21 protein-coding genes are annotated in these 19,062 nt (G+C 59.1%); 12 read left to right on the top strand and 9 right to left on the bottom strand.

The features are described 5' to 3' along the window. Positions 1 to 9 precede the first annotated feature (9 nt). From ASG35_RS15560 to ASG35_RS15550, 3 genes are all read left to right on the top strand, one after another. Positions 10 to 1,092 (top strand): tartrate dehydrogenase, encoded by a 1,083-nt coding sequence (locus tag ASG35_RS15560; RefSeq protein ID WP_056359006.1) that lies wholly within the window; start codon positions 10 to 12, stop codon positions 1,090 to 1,092. Positions 1,093 to 1,175: 83 nt separating this feature from the next. Then, positions 1,176 to 1,388, top strand: coding sequence for a DUF2934 domain-containing protein (locus tag ASG35_RS15555; RefSeq protein WP_056359005.1), 213 nt, complete (start codon positions 1,176 to 1,178; stop codon positions 1,386 to 1,388). A 372-nt stretch (positions 1,389 to 1,760) separates the two neighbouring features. Then, positions 1,761 to 1,958, top strand: a complete 198-nt coding sequence (locus ASG35_RS15550) for a hypothetical protein (RefSeq protein WP_056358994.1) — start codon at positions 1,761 to 1,763, stop codon at positions 1,956 to 1,958. Positions 1,959 to 1,963: 5 nt separating this feature from the next. Here the strand turns inward: ASG35_RS15550 and argE are convergent, their stop codons facing one another. The 5 genes from argE to ASG35_RS15525 are packed head-to-tail and all read right to left on the bottom strand — an operon-like array spanning position 1,964 to position 6,343. Beyond that, a complete protein-coding gene (argE, locus tag ASG35_RS15545) occupies positions 1,964 to 3,154 on the bottom strand; it encodes an acetylornithine deacetylase (RefSeq protein ID WP_056358992.1) in 1,191 nt (396 codons plus the stop codon). A 3-nt stretch (positions 3,155 to 3,157) separates the two neighbouring features. Next, the gene (locus ASG35_RS15540) at positions 3,158 to 3,829 is read right to left on the bottom strand and encodes a DUF1028 domain-containing protein (RefSeq protein WP_056358990.1); all 672 of its coding nucleotides are present in this window, start codon (positions 3,827 to 3,829) and stop codon (positions 3,158 to 3,160) included. 11 nt (positions 3,830 to 3,840) lie between these two features. After that, entirely contained in the window at positions 3,841 to 4,254 is a 414-nt protein-coding gene (locus ASG35_RS15535; protein ID WP_056360700.1) for a RidA family protein, read from the bottom strand. 7 nt (positions 4,255 to 4,261) lie between these two features. Then, positions 4,262 to 5,746 carry a 4-hydroxyphenylacetate 3-hydroxylase family protein gene (locus tag ASG35_RS15530; RefSeq protein ID WP_056358987.1) on the bottom strand — a complete coding sequence of 495 codons (1,485 nt, stop codon included), beginning with the start codon at positions 5,744 to 5,746 and terminating at the stop codon, positions 4,262 to 4,264. A 51-nt stretch (positions 5,747 to 5,797) separates the two neighbouring features. After that, positions 5,798 to 6,343 carry a flavin reductase family protein gene (locus ASG35_RS15525; RefSeq protein WP_056358984.1) on the bottom strand — a complete coding sequence of 182 codons (546 nt, stop codon included), beginning with the start codon at positions 6,341 to 6,343 and terminating at the stop codon, positions 5,798 to 5,800. A 154-nt stretch (positions 6,344 to 6,497) separates the two neighbouring features. On the opposite strand from ASG35_RS15525, the gene ASG35_RS15520 reads away from it, so the two are divergent. From ASG35_RS15520 to ASG35_RS15490, 7 genes are all read left to right on the top strand, one after another. Then, positions 6,498 to 7,421, top strand: coding sequence for a LysR family transcriptional regulator (locus ASG35_RS15520; RefSeq protein ID WP_056360697.1), 924 nt, complete (start codon positions 6,498 to 6,500; stop codon positions 7,419 to 7,421). A gap of 152 nt (positions 7,422 to 7,573) precedes the next feature. Continuing rightward, positions 7,574 to 8,719, top strand: a complete 1,146-nt coding sequence (locus ASG35_RS15515; RefSeq protein WP_056358981.1) for an SRPBCC family protein — start codon at positions 7,574 to 7,576, stop codon at positions 8,717 to 8,719. A 27-nt stretch (positions 8,720 to 8,746) separates the two neighbouring features. Continuing rightward, positions 8,747 to 9,904: an ABC transporter ATP-binding protein gene (locus ASG35_RS15510; RefSeq protein ID WP_056358978.1), complete on the top strand. Its 1,158-nt coding sequence runs from the start codon at positions 8,747 to 8,749 to the stop codon at positions 9,902 to 9,904. A 1-nt stretch (position 9,905) separates the two neighbouring features. Further along, positions 9,906 to 10,973, top strand: a complete 1,068-nt coding sequence (locus ASG35_RS15505) for an ABC transporter substrate-binding protein (protein ID WP_056358975.1) — start codon at positions 9,906 to 9,908, stop codon at positions 10,971 to 10,973. A gap of 46 nt (positions 10,974 to 11,019) precedes the next feature. After that, positions 11,020 to 12,252 (top strand): ABC transporter permease, encoded by a 1,233-nt coding sequence (locus tag ASG35_RS15500; RefSeq protein WP_235527596.1) that lies wholly within the window; start codon positions 11,020 to 11,022, stop codon positions 12,250 to 12,252. A gap of 18 nt (positions 12,253 to 12,270) precedes the next feature. After that, positions 12,271 to 13,098 (top strand): ABC transporter permease, encoded by an 828-nt coding sequence (locus ASG35_RS15495; RefSeq protein WP_056358969.1) that lies wholly within the window; start codon positions 12,271 to 12,273, stop codon positions 13,096 to 13,098. 41 nt (positions 13,099 to 13,139) lie between these two features. Then, positions 13,140 to 13,931 carry a phytanoyl-CoA dioxygenase family protein gene (locus ASG35_RS15490; RefSeq protein WP_056358966.1) on the top strand — a complete coding sequence of 264 codons (792 nt, stop codon included), beginning with the start codon at positions 13,140 to 13,142 and terminating at the stop codon, positions 13,929 to 13,931. Between the two features lie 47 nt (positions 13,932 to 13,978). Here the strand turns inward: ASG35_RS15490 and ASG35_RS15485 are convergent, their stop codons facing one another. Next, positions 13,979 to 14,542, bottom strand: a complete 564-nt coding sequence (locus ASG35_RS15485; RefSeq protein WP_056358963.1) for an acyltransferase — start codon at positions 14,540 to 14,542, stop codon at positions 13,979 to 13,981. Positions 14,543 to 15,261: 719 nt separating this feature from the next. On the opposite strand from ASG35_RS15485, the gene ASG35_RS15480 reads away from it, so the two are divergent. Next, positions 15,262 to 16,182: an SMP-30/gluconolactonase/LRE family protein gene (locus ASG35_RS15480; protein WP_056358961.1), complete on the top strand. Its 921-nt coding sequence runs from the start codon at positions 15,262 to 15,264 to the stop codon at positions 16,180 to 16,182. A gap of 112 nt (positions 16,183 to 16,294) precedes the next feature. Beyond that, complete coding sequence (locus ASG35_RS15475; RefSeq protein WP_056358959.1) at positions 16,295 to 17,503, top strand: porin; 1,209 nt, start codon at positions 16,295 to 16,297, stop codon at positions 17,501 to 17,503. Positions 17,504 to 17,711: 208 nt separating this feature from the next. On the opposite strand, the gene ASG35_RS15470 is transcribed toward ASG35_RS15475, so the two are convergent. The 3 genes from ASG35_RS15470 to ASG35_RS32680 all read right to left on the bottom strand — a co-directional run. After that, on the bottom strand, positions 17,712 to 18,230 hold the full coding sequence (locus ASG35_RS15470; protein ID WP_235527595.1) for a type VI secretion IcmF C-terminal domain-containing protein: 519 nt from the start codon (positions 18,228 to 18,230) through the stop codon (positions 17,712 to 17,714). Between the two features lie 14 nt (positions 18,231 to 18,244). Next, positions 18,245 to 18,528 (bottom strand): type VI secretion IcmF C-terminal domain-containing protein (locus tag ASG35_RS32685; protein ID WP_442854842.1); only part of this gene is annotated, 284 nt, incomplete at its 3' end. Between the two features lies 1 nt (position 18,529). After that, the coding region (locus ASG35_RS32680; protein ID WP_442854841.1) for a type VI secretion IcmF C-terminal domain-containing protein at positions 18,530 to 19,062 on the bottom strand (533 nt) is incomplete at both ends.

Here is a 19,062-nt window from a genome sequence, read left to right as displayed (position 1 = left end):
CATCAGCTCATGACCAAAACCTACAAGATTGCAGTCATTCCCGGCGACGGCATTGGCACAGAAGTCATGCCGGAAGCGTTGCGCGTGCTGGACGCCGCCACCAAACGCTTCGGCATCGAGATCGAATATCAGCACATTGAATGGGCGAGTTGCGCGTACTACGAGAAACACGGCCAGATGATGCCGGACGACTGGAAGGCCCAGTTGCAGCACGCCGACGCCATTCTCTTCGGCGCGGTCGGCTGGCCCGATACCGTGCCGGATCACATTTCGCTGTGGGGCTCGCTCCTGAAATTCCGCCGCGAATTCGATCAGTACATCAATTTGCGCCCGGCGCGCCTGTTCGAAGGCGTGCCCTCGCCGCTCGCGAATCGCAAGGCCGGCGATATCGATTTCTGGATCGTTCGTGAGAATACGGAAGGCGAATATTCGTCGGTTGGCGGCGTGATGTTCGAGGGCACGGACCGCGAATTCGTGTTGCAGGAATCGGTCTTTACGCGTCACGGCAGCGAACGCGTGCTCAAGTTCGCATTCGATCTCGCGCAGCGCCGCGAGAAAAAAAAGATCACGGTCGCGACCAAGAGCAACGGCATCGCGATCAGCATGCCGTGGTGGGACAAACGCGCGGCGGAAGTGGCCGCGCTTTATCCGGATGTCAAATGGGACAAGCAGCACATCGACATTCTGTGCGCGCGTTTCGTGTTGAATCCGGACCGGTTCGACGTGGTCGTGGCCACCAATCTTTTCGGCGATATCCTCTCCGACCTGGGTCCGGCGTGCACCGGCACGATTGGCCTTGCGCCTTCGGGCAACCTGAATCCGGACCGCAAGTTTCCGTCGCTGTTCGAACCCGTACATGGCTCGGCGCCAGATATCGCGGGCAAGAACATTGCCAATCCGGTCGCCATGATCTGGTCGGCCGCGATGATGCTCGAATTCCTCGGCAACGCCCAAGGCCCGGAACGCGACGCACACGACGCAATTCTCGCGGCGATTGAAGCAACGCTCAAGGAAGGTCCGCGAACTGGCGACCTGGGCGGCACCGCAAGTACGACAGACGTTGGCACGGCGATCGCGGCACGGCTGGCTTGAGTATTGCTGCCCCGTTGAGCAGGCTCAAACGAGCCCGAAACGGTCGCATCGTGCGGCCGTGTTCAACCTCGACGGGGCAAATCATGGATGTTCAATTGTCGGAAGAGCAAATTCGCACGCTAGCGTTTTATCTCTGGGAACAAGACGGCAGTCCGGAAGGACGGTCGGATGAATACTGGGAAAAGGCTCGCCAGCAATTGTCTTCGGGAAGCGATTCCGAAAGCACGGCTGACGACAAAACCGCCGGGTTTGGCGAGGAGCCGGATGCATCGCTTAATCGCCCGTTAACGGAATAGTTTCTACGCACGCGTCAATTTGATTCAATTTGATTTATGGGCCACGCATGCATCGCGCGTTTTCACGCATCGCTCCAGACGTGGCGACTCATTTGGAACGTCATTCGAAACACCATTCAACACTCGACCTCATGAATGGCGGTTAGCCGCATTAAGCGAAAAAACAAGAATAGTGTTGCCTCAAATACACGGTAGATAATGCAGAGCCCCAGCCCGTGGTGCTTTGCGCCATCGCATTGGTGACACTACCTATGTCACGAACCCTTCGGTTGGCGCTTACTGGAATAACACCGCCGCAAGCCTTACGCAGCGAGTGCCCGGTGAGCAAATAAAAAATTGTTTTTGCCAATAACTACTGAAGTGGTGTTTAACATGAATACGTTCAATCAACTCAACGCTGTATCGTCGACCACTGCCGGAAGCCGTAACAAGGTAATGAAGGCGGGCTCCAAAGTCGAAAAGCAAAACTCCTCCTATATGTCGATGCTTCAGGCGCCCATGACCGTCCTGGCCTGCAACGTCTCGGACCGCGCCGATATCACGGCCTGCGCCATCCTCGGATACAACTGAGCGTTTCAAGACTGGCCGATTGTCAAGGTCGCCGGCAAACTCGCCGAGAGTTTGCCAAGAAAGCTCAAGCATTTGGAAAGCTGCTCGAGCTCGACGTATTCATCGGCCTTATGTCCTTGCTCGATGGAACCCGGTCCGCATACGACCGTGGGGATTCCTATCGATTGAAACAGACCACCTTCGGTTCCGAACGCGAGTGTGCGCACGTCGTTGCGTTCAGCCGCAGCGCATGCCAGTTCGCGCAACCAGCCGGCTGCGGCCTGATCGGACAGCGCCGGATAATCCACAAGCTGTTCCCAGTCGATACCACTTTCCGCGAACGTCTCGCGCATGGTGCCGACGAGTTCCGTGTCCGCGTATTGCGCGATGGTTTCCACGATGGCGTCCGCGTTGTCGGCGGGAAGATTGCGGATTTCGAATTCAACCTGCGCGTGATCCGGAATCACGTTCAACGCAATACCGCCGTTCAAACGCCCCGTATGAATGGTCGTGTACGGAGGATCGAAATCGTGATCGAGCGTTGCCGAGGTCCGCAAATCGCGCTGCGTGCGCCTTAAGAAGGTCACGAGTTCCGCCGCGAAATCCACCGCGTTGACGCCAAGATGCGTCAGCGCGGAATGCCCGGCAAGGCCTTTCACGCAGCATCGATACGCCTTTTTGCCCTTGTGCGCGACCGCAACCTGCATGCTCGTCGGCTCACCGATAATGCATGCGAGCGGCTTCACCGGCGCCGCCGCGAGTTCGCGCAACAAGCCGCGCACGCCACGGCAACCGACTTCTTCGTCGTAGCTGAAAGCGAGGTGGATAGGCACCTCCTTGCAGGTCGCGACGAAGTGCGGCACGCTCGCAAGCACCGCGGCAATAAACCCCTTCATGTCAGCGGTGCCACGCCCGAATACACGGTCGCTGCCACGCGTCATTTCGAACGGCGGCACGGTCCAAGGCTGACCGGCGGCAGGCACCACGTCGGTATGACCCGACAAACACAACCCCGCCCTGTTTTTCGGGCCGATAGTCGCGTACAGGTTCGCCTTGCGGCCGGTTTCATCGAAAACGAGGGACGACTCCACGCCGTGCTTGCTTAGATAGTGCTGCACGTATTTGATCAGCTTCAAGTTCGATTCCGAGCTGCGGGTATCGAAGGCGATCAGGTCGTTCAGCAGGTCGAGCGTGTCATCGAGCAAAGCGTGCTTCATTAGCTAGAGATCTCCGGGTACTCCGTACGAGGGTGCCTGCTCGGGACGCTTCGCGCGCATTGCGTAGTCGTTCATCTGCGGTTCGTAGCGCTGCCAGAGCGCACGCAGATCGGCTATGGGCTGATCGGACCAATCCACACGTAACTCCGCGAGCGGCCAGACCTCTCGTCCATACACGCAGAACCCAGCTGAATGCACGGGACCTGCCTCGCCACCCGCGGCCGCGCCGGCTTCGAGCGCCGTGATCAGTCGATCGGAAAGCGAGCTTGCGTGCGACGCTTCAAAGGCTTCGACCATCGCGGATGGTATGCCGTCGTGCGCAAGCAGATTACCCGCTGCAACGCAGTCCCGCCCCAGCTGCGTCACGATTATACCCAGCCCTTTTTCACCCGTCGCGGCACCGCACGAACCGTCGGCATCGAGTACGGCAAGCTGGCGCCACTCCGCATAAGGACGCGCATGCTGCAATTGTTGCAAGGTGCTTTCAGCACCGAAACCTTGCGAAAGCAACTGCAAGCCGAGCACGCCGAGACGCGGATCAGTCACGTTCTGGCTGAGCACAACGCCATGCGGACTCGCCCACAAACAACGGCTGGGAACCGCGATGCTCGAACTGCATACAATGCCGCCGATCATGCCTGTGCGCTCGCATCGGCCAGCCAGTGAAAACGTCATGCAACTCTCCTCTAGCTATTCGGAATGACGGCGATCACATCGATCTCAACGAGCCACTCGGGCCGCGCGAGGGCTGAAACCACAATACCCGTCGACACCGGATACACACCCTTCAGCCATTTTCCGACCACCGTGTACACCGCTTCGCGATACCGGATATCGACGAGATAAATGGTGATCTTGCAAATATCTTCCAGCTTGCTGCCGGCTTCGCCGAGCAACATGGCGATATTGGCCATCGCCTTTTCCGCTTGCGCACCGACGTCGCCTATGCCCACCGATTCGCGCGTGTCCAGATCCTGACCGATCTGTCCGCGCAAATAAACCGTTCCGTTCGCGACGACCGCCTGGCACAGATCGTTATCGAGTTTCTGCTCGGGATACGTCTCGCGCGTATTGAACTTGCGGATGCGTGTATGGCTCATGGACACCTCACACAACGCGCTTGAGCCGCGGCTCGGCGCTGGATTGAACGACACGGTCCGACAGGTTGGCCGCCTTCTTCACATAACCGAGCGTGCTGTCGAAATCGAAGTTGCGGAACACCGCGCCGAGATGCGCGAACGGCGGCGACTGGGCAAACAACTGGAACGTGAGCCGATGCCCCGCGTAGTCCGAGTTCAGCAAGTCGCGTGCGAACGCCAGCAGCTTGCGGCGGTCGTCGGAGACCCAGTTGTCATTGACGGTATAGAACTTGTCCAGCCATCCGCTGATCTCGGGATTGGCAAACGATGCCGAATCCGGCGTCACGCAAATCTGTCCGCCGCAGAGTTCGCGCGCGAGATGCATCATTTCGTGAAGACGCGAACATGCCTGCACGCGGCCCGTATAAAGCAGCGATTGGTTGGGCATCATCAGACCGGCGGGACTGCGTTCGCCGCACGCAATCGATGCCGTCAAATGCGCATTGATGGTCTCGCGATACACCGCGAGCGTCGACAATTTCTCTTGCACCGCCTGCTGCTTTTCCAGGCCGGTTTGCCGCGCGTTGAACAACGCCGCGCCGATCATGAGGTCGGCGAGCCGCAGGTTGCGCTGGACAAACGCGAACGCGCTGTATCGATGCAACGTAGAACGAATGAACGTGGCCGCCTTCGTGTGTTGATAGAACAGCACGTCTTCCCAAGGGATCAGGACGTTGTCGAAAATCAGCAAGGTATCGACTTCATCGCAGCGATTCGACAGCGGATAATCTTCCGGATTCGCGCGGCCGGCAAAGCCCGTGCGGCAGATGAACTTGAGCCCCGGCGCCGACATGTTCACCACGAAACCGACTGCATAGTCGGACAGTTTGGCATCGCCCCAATTCGCGATGGTCGGCTTCACGAACGCCTGGTTCGCATAGGCCGCGGCCGTTTCATACTTCGCGCCTCGCACCACGATGCCCGCATCCGTTTCCTTCACCACATGCAAAAGCATGTCCGGGTCCTGCTCCTGGGGCGGTTTGGATCGGTCGCCTTTCGGATCGGTATTAGCGGAAACGTGGAACGGATCTTCATGCAGCGCACGATTGATATGCCGCTCGATGTTCGCCGCAAAACGCGGATCGACTTCGTTGAGCACGTCCTTGCCGTCGTAGAGCGACCACATCTCGCCGATGGTTTCATCGCCTACGCGCGTCGCGATTCCGCCGATGTCATCCAGCACCGTATCGACCGCGAGGCGCTTGTCGTGCCAGTCCTGCTGCGTGTACGGAAGTTTCAGACCGACCGCGTTGCGCTCGCCGGTTGTTTCATCCACGTAGCTCATCACGTCCTGCGTTGCCTTCTCGTGCGCCATGTCGTAAATGCGCGCGCGGATATCCACGATAGGCTTGAACATGGGATGCGTGGTCACGTCCTTCACGCGTTCGCCGTTGATCCAGACCTGCCGTCCGTCTCGAATGGACTCGCGATATTGCTCGCCTGTTCTGATCATTGCTGTGCCTCGATCCGTTGATCCGTTGGAAATACCGTGGTTCAGATTTGCCTAGAAAGCCAGGAACTGGCCGTAATCGCGCTTGCAATAAAGCAGCGGCATATGCGCGGCGGGCGCGCGCCTGATTGCCGCCACTTCGCCGAAAAAGACCGTATGCGTGCCAATGGTCTGCTGCGCAATGAGCCGGCATTCGATTGCGGCAACCGCGCCTTCGATAAGCGGCACGTCGAGCGTCCCCGCCGTCACCGTGCAACACGAAAAATCGAAGGGCTTGGCGGTCGCCGAGCGGCCAGCGAAGGTATCGGCAATGCCGCGCTGCGCCACGTTCAACAGGTTCACCGCGAACACGCCGTTCGCCGCGACGGCCGCGTTCGCCGGGCTGCGCGTATTGATGCAGACGAGCAACGTGGGCGGGTCCGCGCAAACCGAGCTGCACGCGCTGACCGTCACCCCGAAACGGTCGCCGCCGGCGCCGGTAGTCACGACATGAACCGATGTGGAATTGGACGCCATCGAATCCAGAAAGGCGGCCCGCAGGTCGCGCTGCACCTCTGGCGCTGCTTCCATCAAACCGTTGTCTGTTTGCTCTGTTCGCATGCCGCCCCCTCGCGTTTGCACTGACCTTGGGCAAAATCTACGCTCGTGCTCCGCATCCGAAAAACATATTTAAAAAATGCAAATCATCGGTTTTGCCTATGCAAGCGTATTTATGTCCAAGCACAATAGGCACGACAAAAGACCGGGGCAGACCGTGGAACCTGCGCAACTACGCTATTCGTTAAGGCAGTTGAGGTACTTCGTGGTGACGGCCGAAGTGTTGTCGTTCACGGCTGCGGCGAAGCTGCTGCATATCTCGCAGCCGTCCATTTCCACGGCGCTTGCAGATCTCGAGCTGTCGTTCGGCGTGCAGCTTTTCATCCGGCATCATGCGAGCGGGTTATCCCTGACACAGGCCGGACGCGAGATGCTCGGCCGCGCGCGCGACCTGTTGAAGAACGCGGAAGACCTTCAGACCGCGGCCAAGGAAATGGATGGCGGCATGTCCGGCGCGATCACGCTGGGCTGCCTGGTTTCGCTCGCGCCGCCGCTCATGCCCGCCATGATGAGCCGCTTCATAGCGGGGCATGTGGGCATTGCGTTCCGCACGCTCGAAGCGCATCAGGACGATCTGCTGCGCGGCCTTCACGACGGTTCGCTCGATATTGCGCTGACATACAACCTCGATCTGACCGACGACATTGCGTTCACGCCGCTGCTTTCCTTGCCGCCCTATGTGATTCTGCCGAAGAATCATCGGCTGGCAAAACAGCGTGCCGTGGCGCTCGCCGACCTGCGCGATGAACCTTACGTAATGCTCGATCTTCCTCATAGCCGCGAATATTTCGCCGGTCTTTTCGATGCTGTCGGCGGACGTCCCATTGCGGCGTTCCGTTCGTCGCAACCGGAAGTGGTCCGTGGCATGGTCGCCAACGGCCTTGGCTACAGCATTCTTAATTTCCCGCTGAAATCGAGCCGCACGGTGGACGGCGAGGACTTCGTGATCAAGCAATTCAAGGATGAAGTGAACGCCACGACACTCGGCATTGCGCAGTCCCGAAGCATGAAACCCCGGCAGGTCGTGCAGCGCTTCGCCGCCTTTTGCGAAGCCCAAATCAAGGCCCAACGTTCAAGTTGAAACGCCCGGTTTGCTGGATAGGAAAAAACTTGGTTCTACATGCAAAAACAATATTTTGGCTGGTAATTTGACTTGATAGATTGATGTCCATGCAGCGAGCGGCCTGTCGATAAACAGGTTGCAGCATCCACTGAATACGACAGGGAGGCGCGATGGGATCTTCAGCGGCAGCATCCGGCGCCGGGCTCGACATAGTCCGCCAGTTGCAGGCCGGTTGCGACCGTCCCTTCAGCGACGCGCATTCCATGCCGCCCGCCGTCTACACATCGGCTGAATTTCTCGCGCTCGAACAAGAGAATATTTTCCGCAGCGAATGGCTTTGCGTCGGCCGGGCAAGCGCGATTGCCGAGACCGGCGACTATCTCACTGCGGATATCGACGGACAGCCGGTAGTGGTCTTGCGCGACGAGAAGCTGGAGCTGAAGGCGTTCTCGAACGTATGTTTGCATCGCATGTCGGTGTTGCTCGAAGGTCGCGGCAATACACGGCGAATCGTCTGCCCTTATCACGCGTGGAACTACACGCTCGACGGTGCGTTGAGCGGCGCTCCCATGATGGATCGTCAAAGCGGCTTTTGCAAAGAGAACTACCGCTTGCCACAGGTCCGATACGAGCTCTGGCAAGGTTGGATCTACGTCACGCTCAACGCCGACGCGCCGCCCGTTGCCGCGAAGCTCGCAGGCCTCACCGAGTTGATCGCCGACTACGGCATGACCGATTACAAGGAAACGTTCTACGAAGAACACGTGTGGGATACCAACTGGAAAATCCTCGCCGAGAACTTCATGGAGAGTTATCACCTTCCCATGCTGCATCGCGCGACCGTTGGACCGCATTCGCGACTTGAAGAGATGGAATGCCCGCCCGGCAGCGACGCGTTCAACTATCACTGGATCACGAAGGAAGCGTCGTTGCCCATCGGCCAGGCGCATCCGGACAATCATCGGTTGCAAGGTCACTGGCGCAAGACGACGGCGCTGCTCGCGATCTACCCGACTCACCTCGTGACGCTCACGCCTGGCTACTTCTGGTATCTCGTGCTGCAGCCTGTAGGAACCAGCCGCGTACACATCCGCTTTGGCGGCGGCCTTGCGCCTGAGTTCATCGCCGATCCGAAGGCCAATGAATACATGACGACGCTTAAAGCATTGCTCGACGCAGTCAACGAAGAAGACCGGCGTGGCGTGCAAGCGGTGTTTCGCGGTGTGAGCGCGCCGCTTGCGAAGCCGGGACACCTGAGTCATCTGGAAAGGCCTAATTACGACTTTGCGCGCTACCTTGCAAGACAGCTCGCCTGATTCCGAACACTCATTAAACACGACACGATGTCATCGCACTCCTTCATCTCCTTCGCGGGCGTGAGCAAGACATATGACGGCGTTCATTACGTCGTGGAAGGACTCGATCTCGATGTCGCCAAAGGCGAGTTCGTCTCGTTGCTCGGACCGTCCGGATCGGGCAAGACCACCACGCTGATGATGCTCGCGGGTTTCGAATCGGCCACGCAAGGCGAGATTCGCCTGAACGGAAAACGTCTCGACGATAAACCGCCGCATCAGCGCGACATCGGCATGGTGTTCCAGAACTACGCGCTCTTCCCGCACCTGACGATCGAGCAGAACGTCGCGTTTCCGCTGTCGGTGCGGCGCATCGGCAAGACAGAACAAAAGGCGCGTGTGAAGCGCGCGCTGGACATGGTCGAGTTGCCGCATCTTGCGGCACGCCGGCCGGCGCAACTATCGGGCGGACAGCAGCAGCGCGTGGCGCTCGCGCGCGCACTCGTGTTCGAGCCGAGCGTGGTGCTGATGGATGAACCGCTCGGCGCGCTCGACAAACGTCTGCGCGAGACCATGCAATACGAAATCATGCGGCTGCATCGCGAGCTTGGCTTGACGGTGGTCTACGTGACGCACGATCAGGCCGAAGCGCTGACCATGTCGGATCGCGTCGCCGTTTTCTCCGATGGCCGCATTCAGCAGGCAGCGACGCCAACGGAACTCTATGAGAACGCGCATAACGCGTTCGTGGCGAATTTTGTTGGCGAGAACAATGGCTTGATGGGCCGCGTACTCGATCAGGATTCGGACTGGGCGACGCTCGCGTTGCCCGGCGGCGCGGTCATACGCGGACGTTGCGGACGGGGCTTGCGCAACGGCGAAGAAGCCATGCTGGCGCTGCGCCCGGAGCGCGCGCACATTGCATCGGCAGAAGGCATTCAAAGCGCGGCAGACGTCAACACGGTGACCGCGCGCGTGGAAGAACTCGTGTATTGCGGCGACCATCACCGCGTTCACTTGAAACTTGGGGAACAAGGCGCGGGCGACAGTCTGATCGTCAAAGTACCCAATACGCAGCACCACGACCTTCCGTCACTCGGCAGTGCAACCGCCGTGGCATGGCGCCACGACGACTGCAAGATTCTCGCAACGGCCGTAACCGCAAGCCACGGCCACGCTCCGTCCCTCACCGCAGGAGTCCACTGACATGAAAACTAAACTTATTCGTACCGGTATGACGGGCATCGCCGGACTCGTCTTTTCAGGCGTCGCGTTGTTCTCGGCTAGCGCGCTCGCGGCCGAAACCATCTCGGTCGTGACCTTCGGCGGCGCGTATGAAGCAGCGGCGAAGAAGGCTTTCTTCGAGCCGTTCACGGCGGCAACGGGGATCGGCTTTTCGACGGAATCGTATGACGGCGGTCTCGCCAAACTCTCGGCGATGGAACAGGCGAAGAACCCCACGTGGGATTTGATCGACCTCGAATCGAACGATGCGATCACCGGTTGCGACGAAGGCCTGCTCAAGAAGATCGACAAGAAATCGCTTGGCAACACGAGCGCGTTCATTCCCGGTTCGATCATGGATTGCGCGGTCGCCGCCATGGTCTGGTCCACGGTTTATGCATACGACACGACCAAACTCAAGACCGCGCCGACCTCGATCAACGACTTCTTCGACCTGAAGAAATATCCGGGCAAGCGCGGCCTGCGCAAGTCGCCGAAGGTGACGCTCGAATGGGCGCTGCTCGCCGATGGCGTCAAACCCGCCGACGTCTACAAGGTGCTCGGTACGCCCGCCGGCGTGGATCGCGCATTCAAGAAGCTCGACACCATCAAGCCGAGCATTGTCTGGTGGGAAGCCGGCGCGCAACCGCCACAACTGCTTTCGGACGGCGCGGTGGTGATGACGCAGGCGTACAACGGGCGCATCGACGACGCCGTGCACAAGGATCACAAGCCGTTCGAATCGGTGTGGGACGGCCAGGTCTACGACTTCGAATGGTGGGGCATCCCGATGGGCGCAAAGAACGCGGATGCTGCGGCCAAGTTCATTTCATCGGCATCGACGGCAAAAAGCTACGCCGATCTGACGAAGTACATTGCATACGCGCCGCCACGCAAGGATTCGATTCCGCTCATCGATAAAGCCCGCCTCAACGACTTGCCGACCGCGCCCGCCAACTTCAAGCGCGCCGTGCAGATCAATGCGAATTTCTGGGCCGATAACGCCGACCAGATCAACAAGCGCTTCCAGGTCTGGCTGACTCAGCAATAGCCCGCCAAGGTGATTCGTGACCGTGACAGTGACCGCGACCAGCACCGTGCAAGAGCCGGCTGAAACTCAAATCGGCGGGCGCGCGGCCTATGACAAGACGCGCCGGCGAGCATCCACGCAAGCGCTCTTGCTCGCTCTGCCGCTGCTGCTGTTCCTGCTCGCCACGTTCATTGCGCCCATCGCCATTCTGCTTTCAAGGAGCGTTGTGAATCGCGAAGTGCCGGTGAACTTGCCGGTGCTGTCGCAAGCGCTCAATGCATGGAACGGCGAAGGCGTACCCGATGAACACACGTTCGCCCTGCTCGCCGCCGACATACGGCGAGCGTCGCAGGAAGGGCAACTCGGCACCGTCGCGCGGCGGATGAACTTCTACCTGCCCGAGTTTCGCAGCTTGTTGATGAAGACGGCACGTCAGTTGCCCAAGACCGCACCGCCTGCCTGGAAAGATGCGTTGATCGAACTCGATCCACGCTGGGGCACGCACGACATCTGGCGTTATTTGAAACGCTCGGCGGTATCTCCCACGCCTGACTACTTGCTGACCGCCGTCGATTCCGAAGTCACAGCCGATGGCGCCGTCAAATCTCTTCCGGCAGACAGTTCTGTCTACCTCAATGCTTTTGCGCGCACGGTATGGATAAGCGCTTCGGTAATGGTGTTATGTCTTCTGCTTGGATATCCCGTCGCGTATCTGCTCGCCACGTTGCCGCCTGCAAAAAGTAATCGCTTGATGCTGCTTGTGATTGTGCCGTTCTGGACGTCGCTGCTGGTTCGAACCACGGCGTGGTACGTGCTGCTGCAACCGAGCGGCGTGATCAATAGCTTGCTCGTGAGTTCGGGAATCGTCAGCCATCCGCTGCCGCTGCTGTTCAACCGCACGGGCGTGTTGATCGGCATGACGCATATTCTGTTGCCCTACATGATCCTCGCGATCTATTCGGTTATGAAGGGCGTATCGCCGGTCTACATGCGCGCGGCGCAATCGCTCGGTGCGCATCCCGTAACAGCGTTCGTTCGCATCTATATGCCCCAGACGCTGCCGGGCGTGGGCGCGGGTTGCTTTCTCGTGTTCGTGCTTGCGCTCGGGTACTACATCACGCCCGCGCTGCTCGGCGGCGCCGGCGACGAAATGATCAGCCAGTTGATCGCAGCGCAGACCAACGAGCAGCTCAACTGGGGACTCGCCGGCGCGTTGTCGGCGTATCTCGTGATCTTCACGGCCGTGTTCTATTTCGTGTTCAACCGGCTCGTGGGTATCGACCGGTTGCGGTTTGGCTAGAGCAAGGACGCACATATCATGCAAAGCCAGCGACATCTCGTGCTATCGGAACGCATTGCGTCCAAGTGGTTGCGCGTGCATTCCGCCGTGATCCTGTTCTTCCTGATCGCGCCGATTCTCGCGATCGTGCCGCTGTCGTTCAACTCCGGCGCGTACTTCTCCTACCCCATGCAAGGCTTCTCGCTGCACTGGTATTCCAAGGCGCTCGGCAGCAGCGACTGGCAACGCGCGTTTGTGAACAGCATCGGCATTGGCGCGGCGTCGACGTTGCTTGCCACGTGTCTCGGCACGCTCGCCGCGCTCGGGCTCAGCCGCGCCAACTTTCCGTTTCGCGCGGTCATCATGCCGCTGCTCATTTCGCCGATGATCATTCCCATCGTGGTGGTGGCCGCCGGGTTCTATCTCGTGTTCGCGCCGCTCGGGCTGGTGAATTCGTATGTCGGCGTGGTGCTGGCGCATGCCGCGCTCGGTACGCCCTTCGTGGTGATCACCGTCACGGCGTCGCTGCTCTCCTTCGATCAAAGCCTGATTCGCGCAGCTTCCGGACTTGGCGCCACGCCATGGACCGCGTTTCGCCGCGTGACCTTGCCACTGATCTTGCCGGCGGTGGCAACGGGCAGCGTGTTCGCGTTCGCGACTTCGTTCGATGAAGTCATCGTGATCCTGTTCATTGGCGGCCCGGATCAGCGGACCGTTCCTCGACAGATGTGGAGCGGCATTCGTGATTCCATCGATCCATCCATTCTCGCGGTCGCGACCATGCTGATCCTGTTCGCGGTCGCGTTATTCAGCAGCATCAACTGGTTGCGCGGACGCAGCGCCGCGGCAACGCTGCCGGGCACGTGATGCGCTGTTTATGCCCGATCAATCGATAAAAGGAGAGCACCATGCTGGCAGCAGAACGTGAAGCGTTTGAACGCGACGGTGCGGTTGTCTTGCGCGGGATTTTCAAGGACTGGATGGAGACCTTGCGCGAAGGCGTGGAGTACAACGCGACGCATCCGGGTCCGTCTTTCAGGAACTACACGCCCGAAAAAACCTCGGGCCGTTTCTTCGGAGATTACTGCAACTGGCAGCGCATCGAGCCCTTCAAGGATTTCGTCCAGCACAGTGCGGCGGCATCTGTCGCGCAGGCGTTGATGGGCTCCGAGCGCGCACGCATTTTCCATGAACACGTGCTCGTGAAGGAAGCCGGCGCGGCCAAGCTCACGCCTTGGCATCACGATGAACCCTATTATTGTGTGAGCGCGGATCATGCCGTGAGCTTATGGATTCCGCTCGATCCTGTGCCGCGCGAAACCTGCGTGGAGTTCGTGGCGGGATCGCATAAATGGGGCAAGTTGTTCCGGCCGCGCAAATTCAGCGGCGTGGCCTACGATCACAAGTCGGAACGGCTCGAGGAGTTACCGGATATCGATGCAAACCGCGGGGACTACCAGATTCTCGGATGGGATCTGCAACCTGGCGATGCGATCGCCTTCAACTTTCATACGGTTCATGGCGCGCCCGGAAATCTTGCAGGGCAGCAATCGCGGCGGGTGGTGTCGTTCCGATGGCTTGGCGATGGCGCGCATTTCGTGGATCGCGGCGGTGAAACGTCACCGCCTTATCCGGAACTGATGAAGAAATTCAAGCATGGCGATGCACTGCCGGAAGCCGAGTTTCCGTTTATTATTTAAACAGTGATTGCTCGCCACGCATAAAGCGGGTTTGATATTCCGGATTATCAATCCCGAATCCAGTCGTCGGGCACGTCCAGTGTCCTTATCACCCGCGCCGGTGAACCGCCCGCCAAAGATTTCGCGGGGATTTCTCCCACGACTGTTGAACCGGCTGCAATGACGGAATGATCGCCAATATCCGCGCCGGCCAATATGGTCGAGCGTGCGCCAATCCACACGTTATTGCCAATGGAGATAGGGGCACGTTTGGTGGGATGTTGCGGCGAGACTTGATGAAAATCGGTGTCGTATATATACGTCATATCACCGATCTTGCAATTCCTGCCGATTTTCACCGATAACGTCGCGCACAGGTTGGCCCCGTCGTTCATGAACGTGTTGCGCCCGATCTCCAATATGGCGTCCTTTGTCACGGTAATGTGCTGCCGCGTGCGGAAAGAGCGAAATGAGCAATTCTCGGCGATATAAATACGCCCTTTGTTCGTGATTTTCGGCCATTTACCGGAAAAGACTGGCGCGCTTTCATAACCCACGTTGTCCGCCCTTAATGACAAACCAACGAACAGGCTTTTCAACTGAGACAATCCTCTGATCAATACTTTTTTCATCTCGTGTCCAATTTTGGCCGGCGATTTTCATCCTCATTGGGATGATTAGTTTCGTATTGTGAACAGAATCTGCTGCATCCGGCTTAAGACGATACTTCCTGTAACAAATATCGTGCGGATTCGATGTATAGCGAGGAGCAAAAACTTTTGATTATCAACGCATCGCATACGTGCGTTGGACAACAGAATTAAACCAGCCGTCGCATATTAACACCCATCAAAAGGGGCCGAATGACGGCGAATGGCGCCGCTCGTTGGCCTGATACGTTGTTGCAGCGCATTCAACTCCACCTCAATTTACCCGTAGTTGTACGACGTCCTTCCACACCGCTGTTTCGCCGAAAAATAAGCAAAACGCCTCGGTATCGGCCATAGACGCCGGCTTGCCAACATTCACGCCATCCTCATGCCAACTTCGCAGGAAAAATTACTGGTGTAAACGCTGACCTCTCTCGTATTGCCTCCGCCAAGTCATCTGACATACGATGCGTTGACATTCCGTAACGTACCTTACGTGCGCTGAATGTCTGGCCGATGAAGCACTGCGCGCGCAGCACATAAGCGGGTGCCGTTGGCTTAGCAAAACAACGAAATCGGAGACACCGACATGGCAATGAAACTACGCGGCGCGTATCTGCATCCTGCGCGAGCATTCAATGTGAAAGACCGTCACCACGATCGCGTGGCAACCGTTCGTTGCGCCTGATATCGGCCAGCCAATGCCCAACGTCGCAACCCTGAAAACCGCACGCGTGGAGCGCGTCGAGGCGTCCGGTCAGATCCCGGCGCAAGTGGGCGAGAGCCCGGTGTGGCGCGAAGCGGAACAGGCGCTGTACTGGGTCGATATCCCCGCGCGTTTGATCGCCCGCGTGCAACTTGAAACAGGCACGCGCACGGACTGGACGTTGCCGGAACAGGTTGCGTGCATCACGTTCGATAGCAACGGCACGGTGCTGGCAGGCTGCGAGAGCGGACTGTTTGCAGTGACGTTATCGAACACGGGTGAAGCGACATTCAGACGCGTCGCCGCGCCCGAATTCCCCTTCCCCGGCATGCGCTTCAACGACGGCCGTTGCGACCGGCAAGGCCGCTTCTGGGCCGGCACGATGGTGCAGGACATGGCGACGGCGAATCCTGCGGGCGGGTTGTATCGATACGACACCGCAGGCGTACTTTCAGCGCCCATCGTACGCAATCTGATCACGCAGAACGGCCTTGCATGGTCACCCGATGGCACGACCATGTACCTCTCGGATTCGCATCCATTGCGCCGCCTCGTGTGGGCGTTCGACTTCGACACGGACTCCGGCGAACCTCGCAACCAGCGCGTCTTCGCCGACCTGAACCGCTTCACCGGTCGTCCGGACGGCGCCGCGATCGATGCCGACGGCGGCTACTGGACCTGCGCCAACGACGCGGGCGTTCTCCTGCGCTTCACGCCCGATGGCGCACTGGACCGCACGCTGCAACTGCCGGTCAGCAAACCTTCCATGTGCGCGTTCGGCGGCCGCGATCTGGACACGCTCTTCATTACTTCGATACGCCCCGCCACCAACGCCAACGAACTCGACGGGCATCTCCTCGCCGTTCGGCCCGGCGTTCGGGGCATGCCCGAATGCGGTTATGGAGGTTTGCTATAGGGGCAAACACTGCATGCCAATCGACAGGAATTGTCAGGCACTTTGTAGTAAAACACTGTCCGCGACGCAGCTGGCCGCATCGCAATCATTGATACAAAAAAGAGGAGATACCATGCAGTCACGCCACGCCAAAAAGGCCGTCCTTCTGGGCCTAGCCACCCTCGCCTCACCGGTTTTTGCTCAGAACAGCGTGACGCTGTACGGCATTATCGATGATTCGATCACGTACCAGAGCAGCCAGACGACGCTGGGTTCAACCAAGGGCGGACGCTCGAACGTCAAGATGCTGCCGGGCGTTTGGGCCGGCAGCCGATTCGGCTTGAAGGGCGCTGAAGACCTTGGCGGCGGCAACAAGGCGATCTTCCAGCTCGAGTCCGGTTTCAATTCGGCAACAGGTGGCCAGCAGTTCACCAACGCAATGTTCGGCCGCCAGGCGTGGGTCGGCTTGACGAATCCCGCGTACGGTACATTCACCGCGGGCCGCCAGTACACGTCGTATTACACGCTGCTCGCGCCGTACAGCCCGACGACTTGGCTGACAGGTGCGTTCGGCGCGCATCCGGGCGATCTGGATGAGCTCGATACGATTTATCGCGCGAACAATTCGCTCGTCTATACATCGCCGAAATTTTATGGCGTCACGATCAGCGGCTCGTATTCGTTCGCGGGCGTTCCGGGCAGCGTGAACCAGGGATCGACCTGGAGCGGCGCCGTTCAATACGCGAACGGTCCGTTCGGTCTTGCGGCCGGCATCACGCGCATCAACAACTCGACGCCGGGCGGCGGTGCGTTCGGCGCGGATTCGACCACGAACTCGGCGGGACAATCGGGTGTATCGGCGGTGACCAACGGCTATCAGACCGCTCAAGCGCAGCAGCGTATTGCGGTGGCGGGCGGTTATACGTTCACGCAAGCGCTCGACATCACGTTCTCGTATTCGAACGTGCAGTACATTCCGGGCATCAACTCCAGTTTCAAGACGACCGCGATCTTCAATACTGGCGGCGCCGTGTTGCACTGGAAGCCGGTCACGCTGATCGATCTTGCTGCCGGCTACAGCTATACGCGTGCGACGAAGGCCAACGGCATTACGAGTTCCGCGCAGTACCAGCAGTTCAACTTGTCCGAGTACTACTCGTTGTCCAAGCGCACGGGCCTTTATGCTTTGCAGGCTTATCAGCGCGCGAACGGCAAGACGCTCGGCACGAACGGTGTCAGCATCATCAACGCGACGTCGGCGATTGGCGATGGCTTCCAGTCGGCGCCGTCTTCATCGCCGAGTCAGTTTGCGGCAGGCGTAGGGATTATTCACCGGTTCTGATTGGATGGGACGCGGGTGGACGAACGGCGCGCCGGTGGAGGCGTGCCGTTTTTTTTGCGATGGACTTATGGGCCATGTTGTACGAGATCGGTTCAGAATTACTCTGAAAGTATCGTTGGCGAGGCGTTTGGACATTAGAACAACCACACAAACATTTTCTGGGTCGGACCACTGCACGGCGTTCGTCTAAGCAGAGTTGCAGCGTGTTCTATTCAGCGGCTTCTAGCGCGGCTTTAGGTAGCGGCGGTGGGTTCGGGCTTCGGTCCGTGTTCGTTGTGCGCGGCTTATCGATGAACATGCGATTCGGCAGCACAAAACCTTTGAGCGCGAGCAGTTCGAGCGGACCTTTGCCGACGTCCGTGCGCATCAGATAGCTCAGCGGATAGATTGCCTGTGTTGGCGCAGCTGTAAGCGGTTGTTGCGCGACGAGGCTGTCGAGCGCCGGGATTTGTTGTGGTGCTGTCGCTGTGAAGTCGCGGGTCCCGCTGGTCCAGTCGTCTGCGTTGCGTGCGCTCGAGTGCGAAGGTGCTTTCGCGATGACTGAAGTTGTTGGCATCGAAACTACTTGTACGCTTCGCCGCGTATCCGGTGCTGCCTGCCAGGTCAGCTGAAACGTGGCGCTATCGATAGGTTCAACCTTCGCACGTTCGAGCATGCGCACAAGCGCCCAGCGTCCGCCGAACTCGAAGTTCTTGCTCGTTCCCGCCGTCTCGGTTTGCCATTGCAATCGCGTACCCGCCNCTTCGCCGCGTATCCGGTGCTGCCTGCCAGGTCAGCTGAAACGTGGCGCTATCGATAGGTTCAACCTTCGCACGTTCGAGCATGCGCACAAGCGCCCAGCGTCCGCCGAACTCGAAGTTCTTGCTCGTGCCCGCCGTCTCGGTTTGCCATTGCAATCGCGTGCCCGCCACTTGCGGATCGTTCGATGGCCACATCAACCCGTGCCACGTTTCACGCTGGTTGTAGTAGTGAAGCTTTTGCGTGTCGATGGTGAGCAGCGTGTCCGTGATGCCGGGTGTCGGCACNCCCGCCGTCTCGGTTTGCCATTGCAATCGCGTCCCCGCCACTTGCGGATCGTTCGATGGCCACATCAACCCGTGCCACGTTTCACGCTGGTTGTAGTAGTGAAGCTTTTGCGTGTCGATGGTGAGCAGCGTGTCCGTGATGCCGGGTGTCGGCACGGGCTTGAAGTCGAACCGATATTGCGGCTCACCTTGCGCCATCAAGTGGCCCGCAATGCGCTGCAGCGTATTCACCGCTTTGATGAACGATGGATCGAATTGCAGCGCGCCGCCTCGCGTGTTTACCTCCACCCATTGATCGCCTTGCAACTCCAGGACGCCTGCAAGCTGCGTGTTCAGGAACGTCGAAATCATTCCGCCTTGCGGTCTTAGGAATCGCGCGAGCTCGGGAATCGATGCATCGTTATCGGTGTTATCGAACGGATAGCGCCCCGCGAAAGACTTGTTCCAGGTCGCGACGATGGTCTGGCGCCAAGCATCGTTCAGACTCGCCTGCGCGGGTTGCAGAACGATTTGCGTGGCCTGCGCGACGGGCCG

The organism is Burkholderia sp. Leaf177, assembly GCF_001424345.1.
GTDB lineage: Bacteria > Pseudomonadota > Gammaproteobacteria > Burkholderiales > Burkholderiaceae > Caballeronia.
This window is presented reverse-complemented; position numbering and strand designations above follow the sequence as displayed.

Coding starts and splice junctions, on each gene's coding strand:
- ASG35_RS15560 (WP_056359006.1), top strand. CDS start 10: ATGACCAAAACCTACAAGATTGCAGTCATTCCCGGCGACGGCATTGGC.
- ASG35_RS15555 (WP_056359005.1), top strand. CDS start 1,176: ATGGATGTTCAATTGTCGGAAGAGCAAATTCGCACGCTAGCGTTTTAT.
- ASG35_RS15550 (WP_056358994.1), top strand. CDS start 1,761: ATGAATACGTTCAATCAACTCAACGCTGTATCGTCGACCACTGCCGGA.
- argE (WP_056358992.1), bottom strand. CDS start 3,154: ATGAAGCACGCTTTGCTCGATGACACGCTCGACCTGCTGAACGACCTG.
- ASG35_RS15540 (WP_056358990.1), bottom strand. CDS start 3,829: ATGACGTTTTCACTGGCTGGCCGATGCGAGCGCACAGGCATGATCGGC.
- ASG35_RS15535 (WP_056360700.1), bottom strand. CDS start 4,254: ATGAGCCATACACGCATCCGCAAGTTCAATACGCGCGAGACGTATCCC.
- ASG35_RS15530 (WP_056358987.1), bottom strand. CDS start 5,746: ATGATCAGAACAGGCGAGCAATATCGCGAGTCCATTCGAGACGGACGG.
- ASG35_RS15525 (WP_056358984.1), bottom strand. CDS start 6,343: ATGCGAACAGAGCAAACAGACAACGGTTTGATGGAAGCAGCGCCAGAG.
- ASG35_RS15515 (WP_056358981.1), top strand. CDS start 7,574: ATGGGATCTTCAGCGGCAGCATCCGGCGCCGGGCTCGACATAGTCCGC.
- ASG35_RS15510 (WP_056358978.1), top strand. CDS start 8,747: ATGTCATCGCACTCCTTCATCTCCTTCGCGGGCGTGAGCAAGACATAT.
- ASG35_RS15505 (WP_056358975.1), top strand. CDS start 9,906: ATGAAAACTAAACTTATTCGTACCGGTATGACGGGCATCGCCGGACTC.
- ASG35_RS15495 (WP_056358969.1), top strand. CDS start 12,271: ATGCAAAGCCAGCGACATCTCGTGCTATCGGAACGCATTGCGTCCAAG.
- ASG35_RS15490 (WP_056358966.1), top strand. CDS start 13,140: ATGCTGGCAGCAGAACGTGAAGCGTTTGAACGCGACGGTGCGGTTGTC.
- ASG35_RS15485 (WP_056358963.1), bottom strand. CDS start 14,542: ATGAAAAAAGTATTGATCAGAGGATTGTCTCAGTTGAAAAGCCTGTTC.
- ASG35_RS15480 (WP_056358961.1), top strand. CDS start 15,262: ATGCCCAACGTCGCAACCCTGAAAACCGCACGCGTGGAGCGCGTCGAG.
- ASG35_RS15475 (WP_056358959.1), top strand. CDS start 16,295: ATGCAGTCACGCCACGCCAAAAAGGCCGTCCTTCTGGGCCTAGCCACC.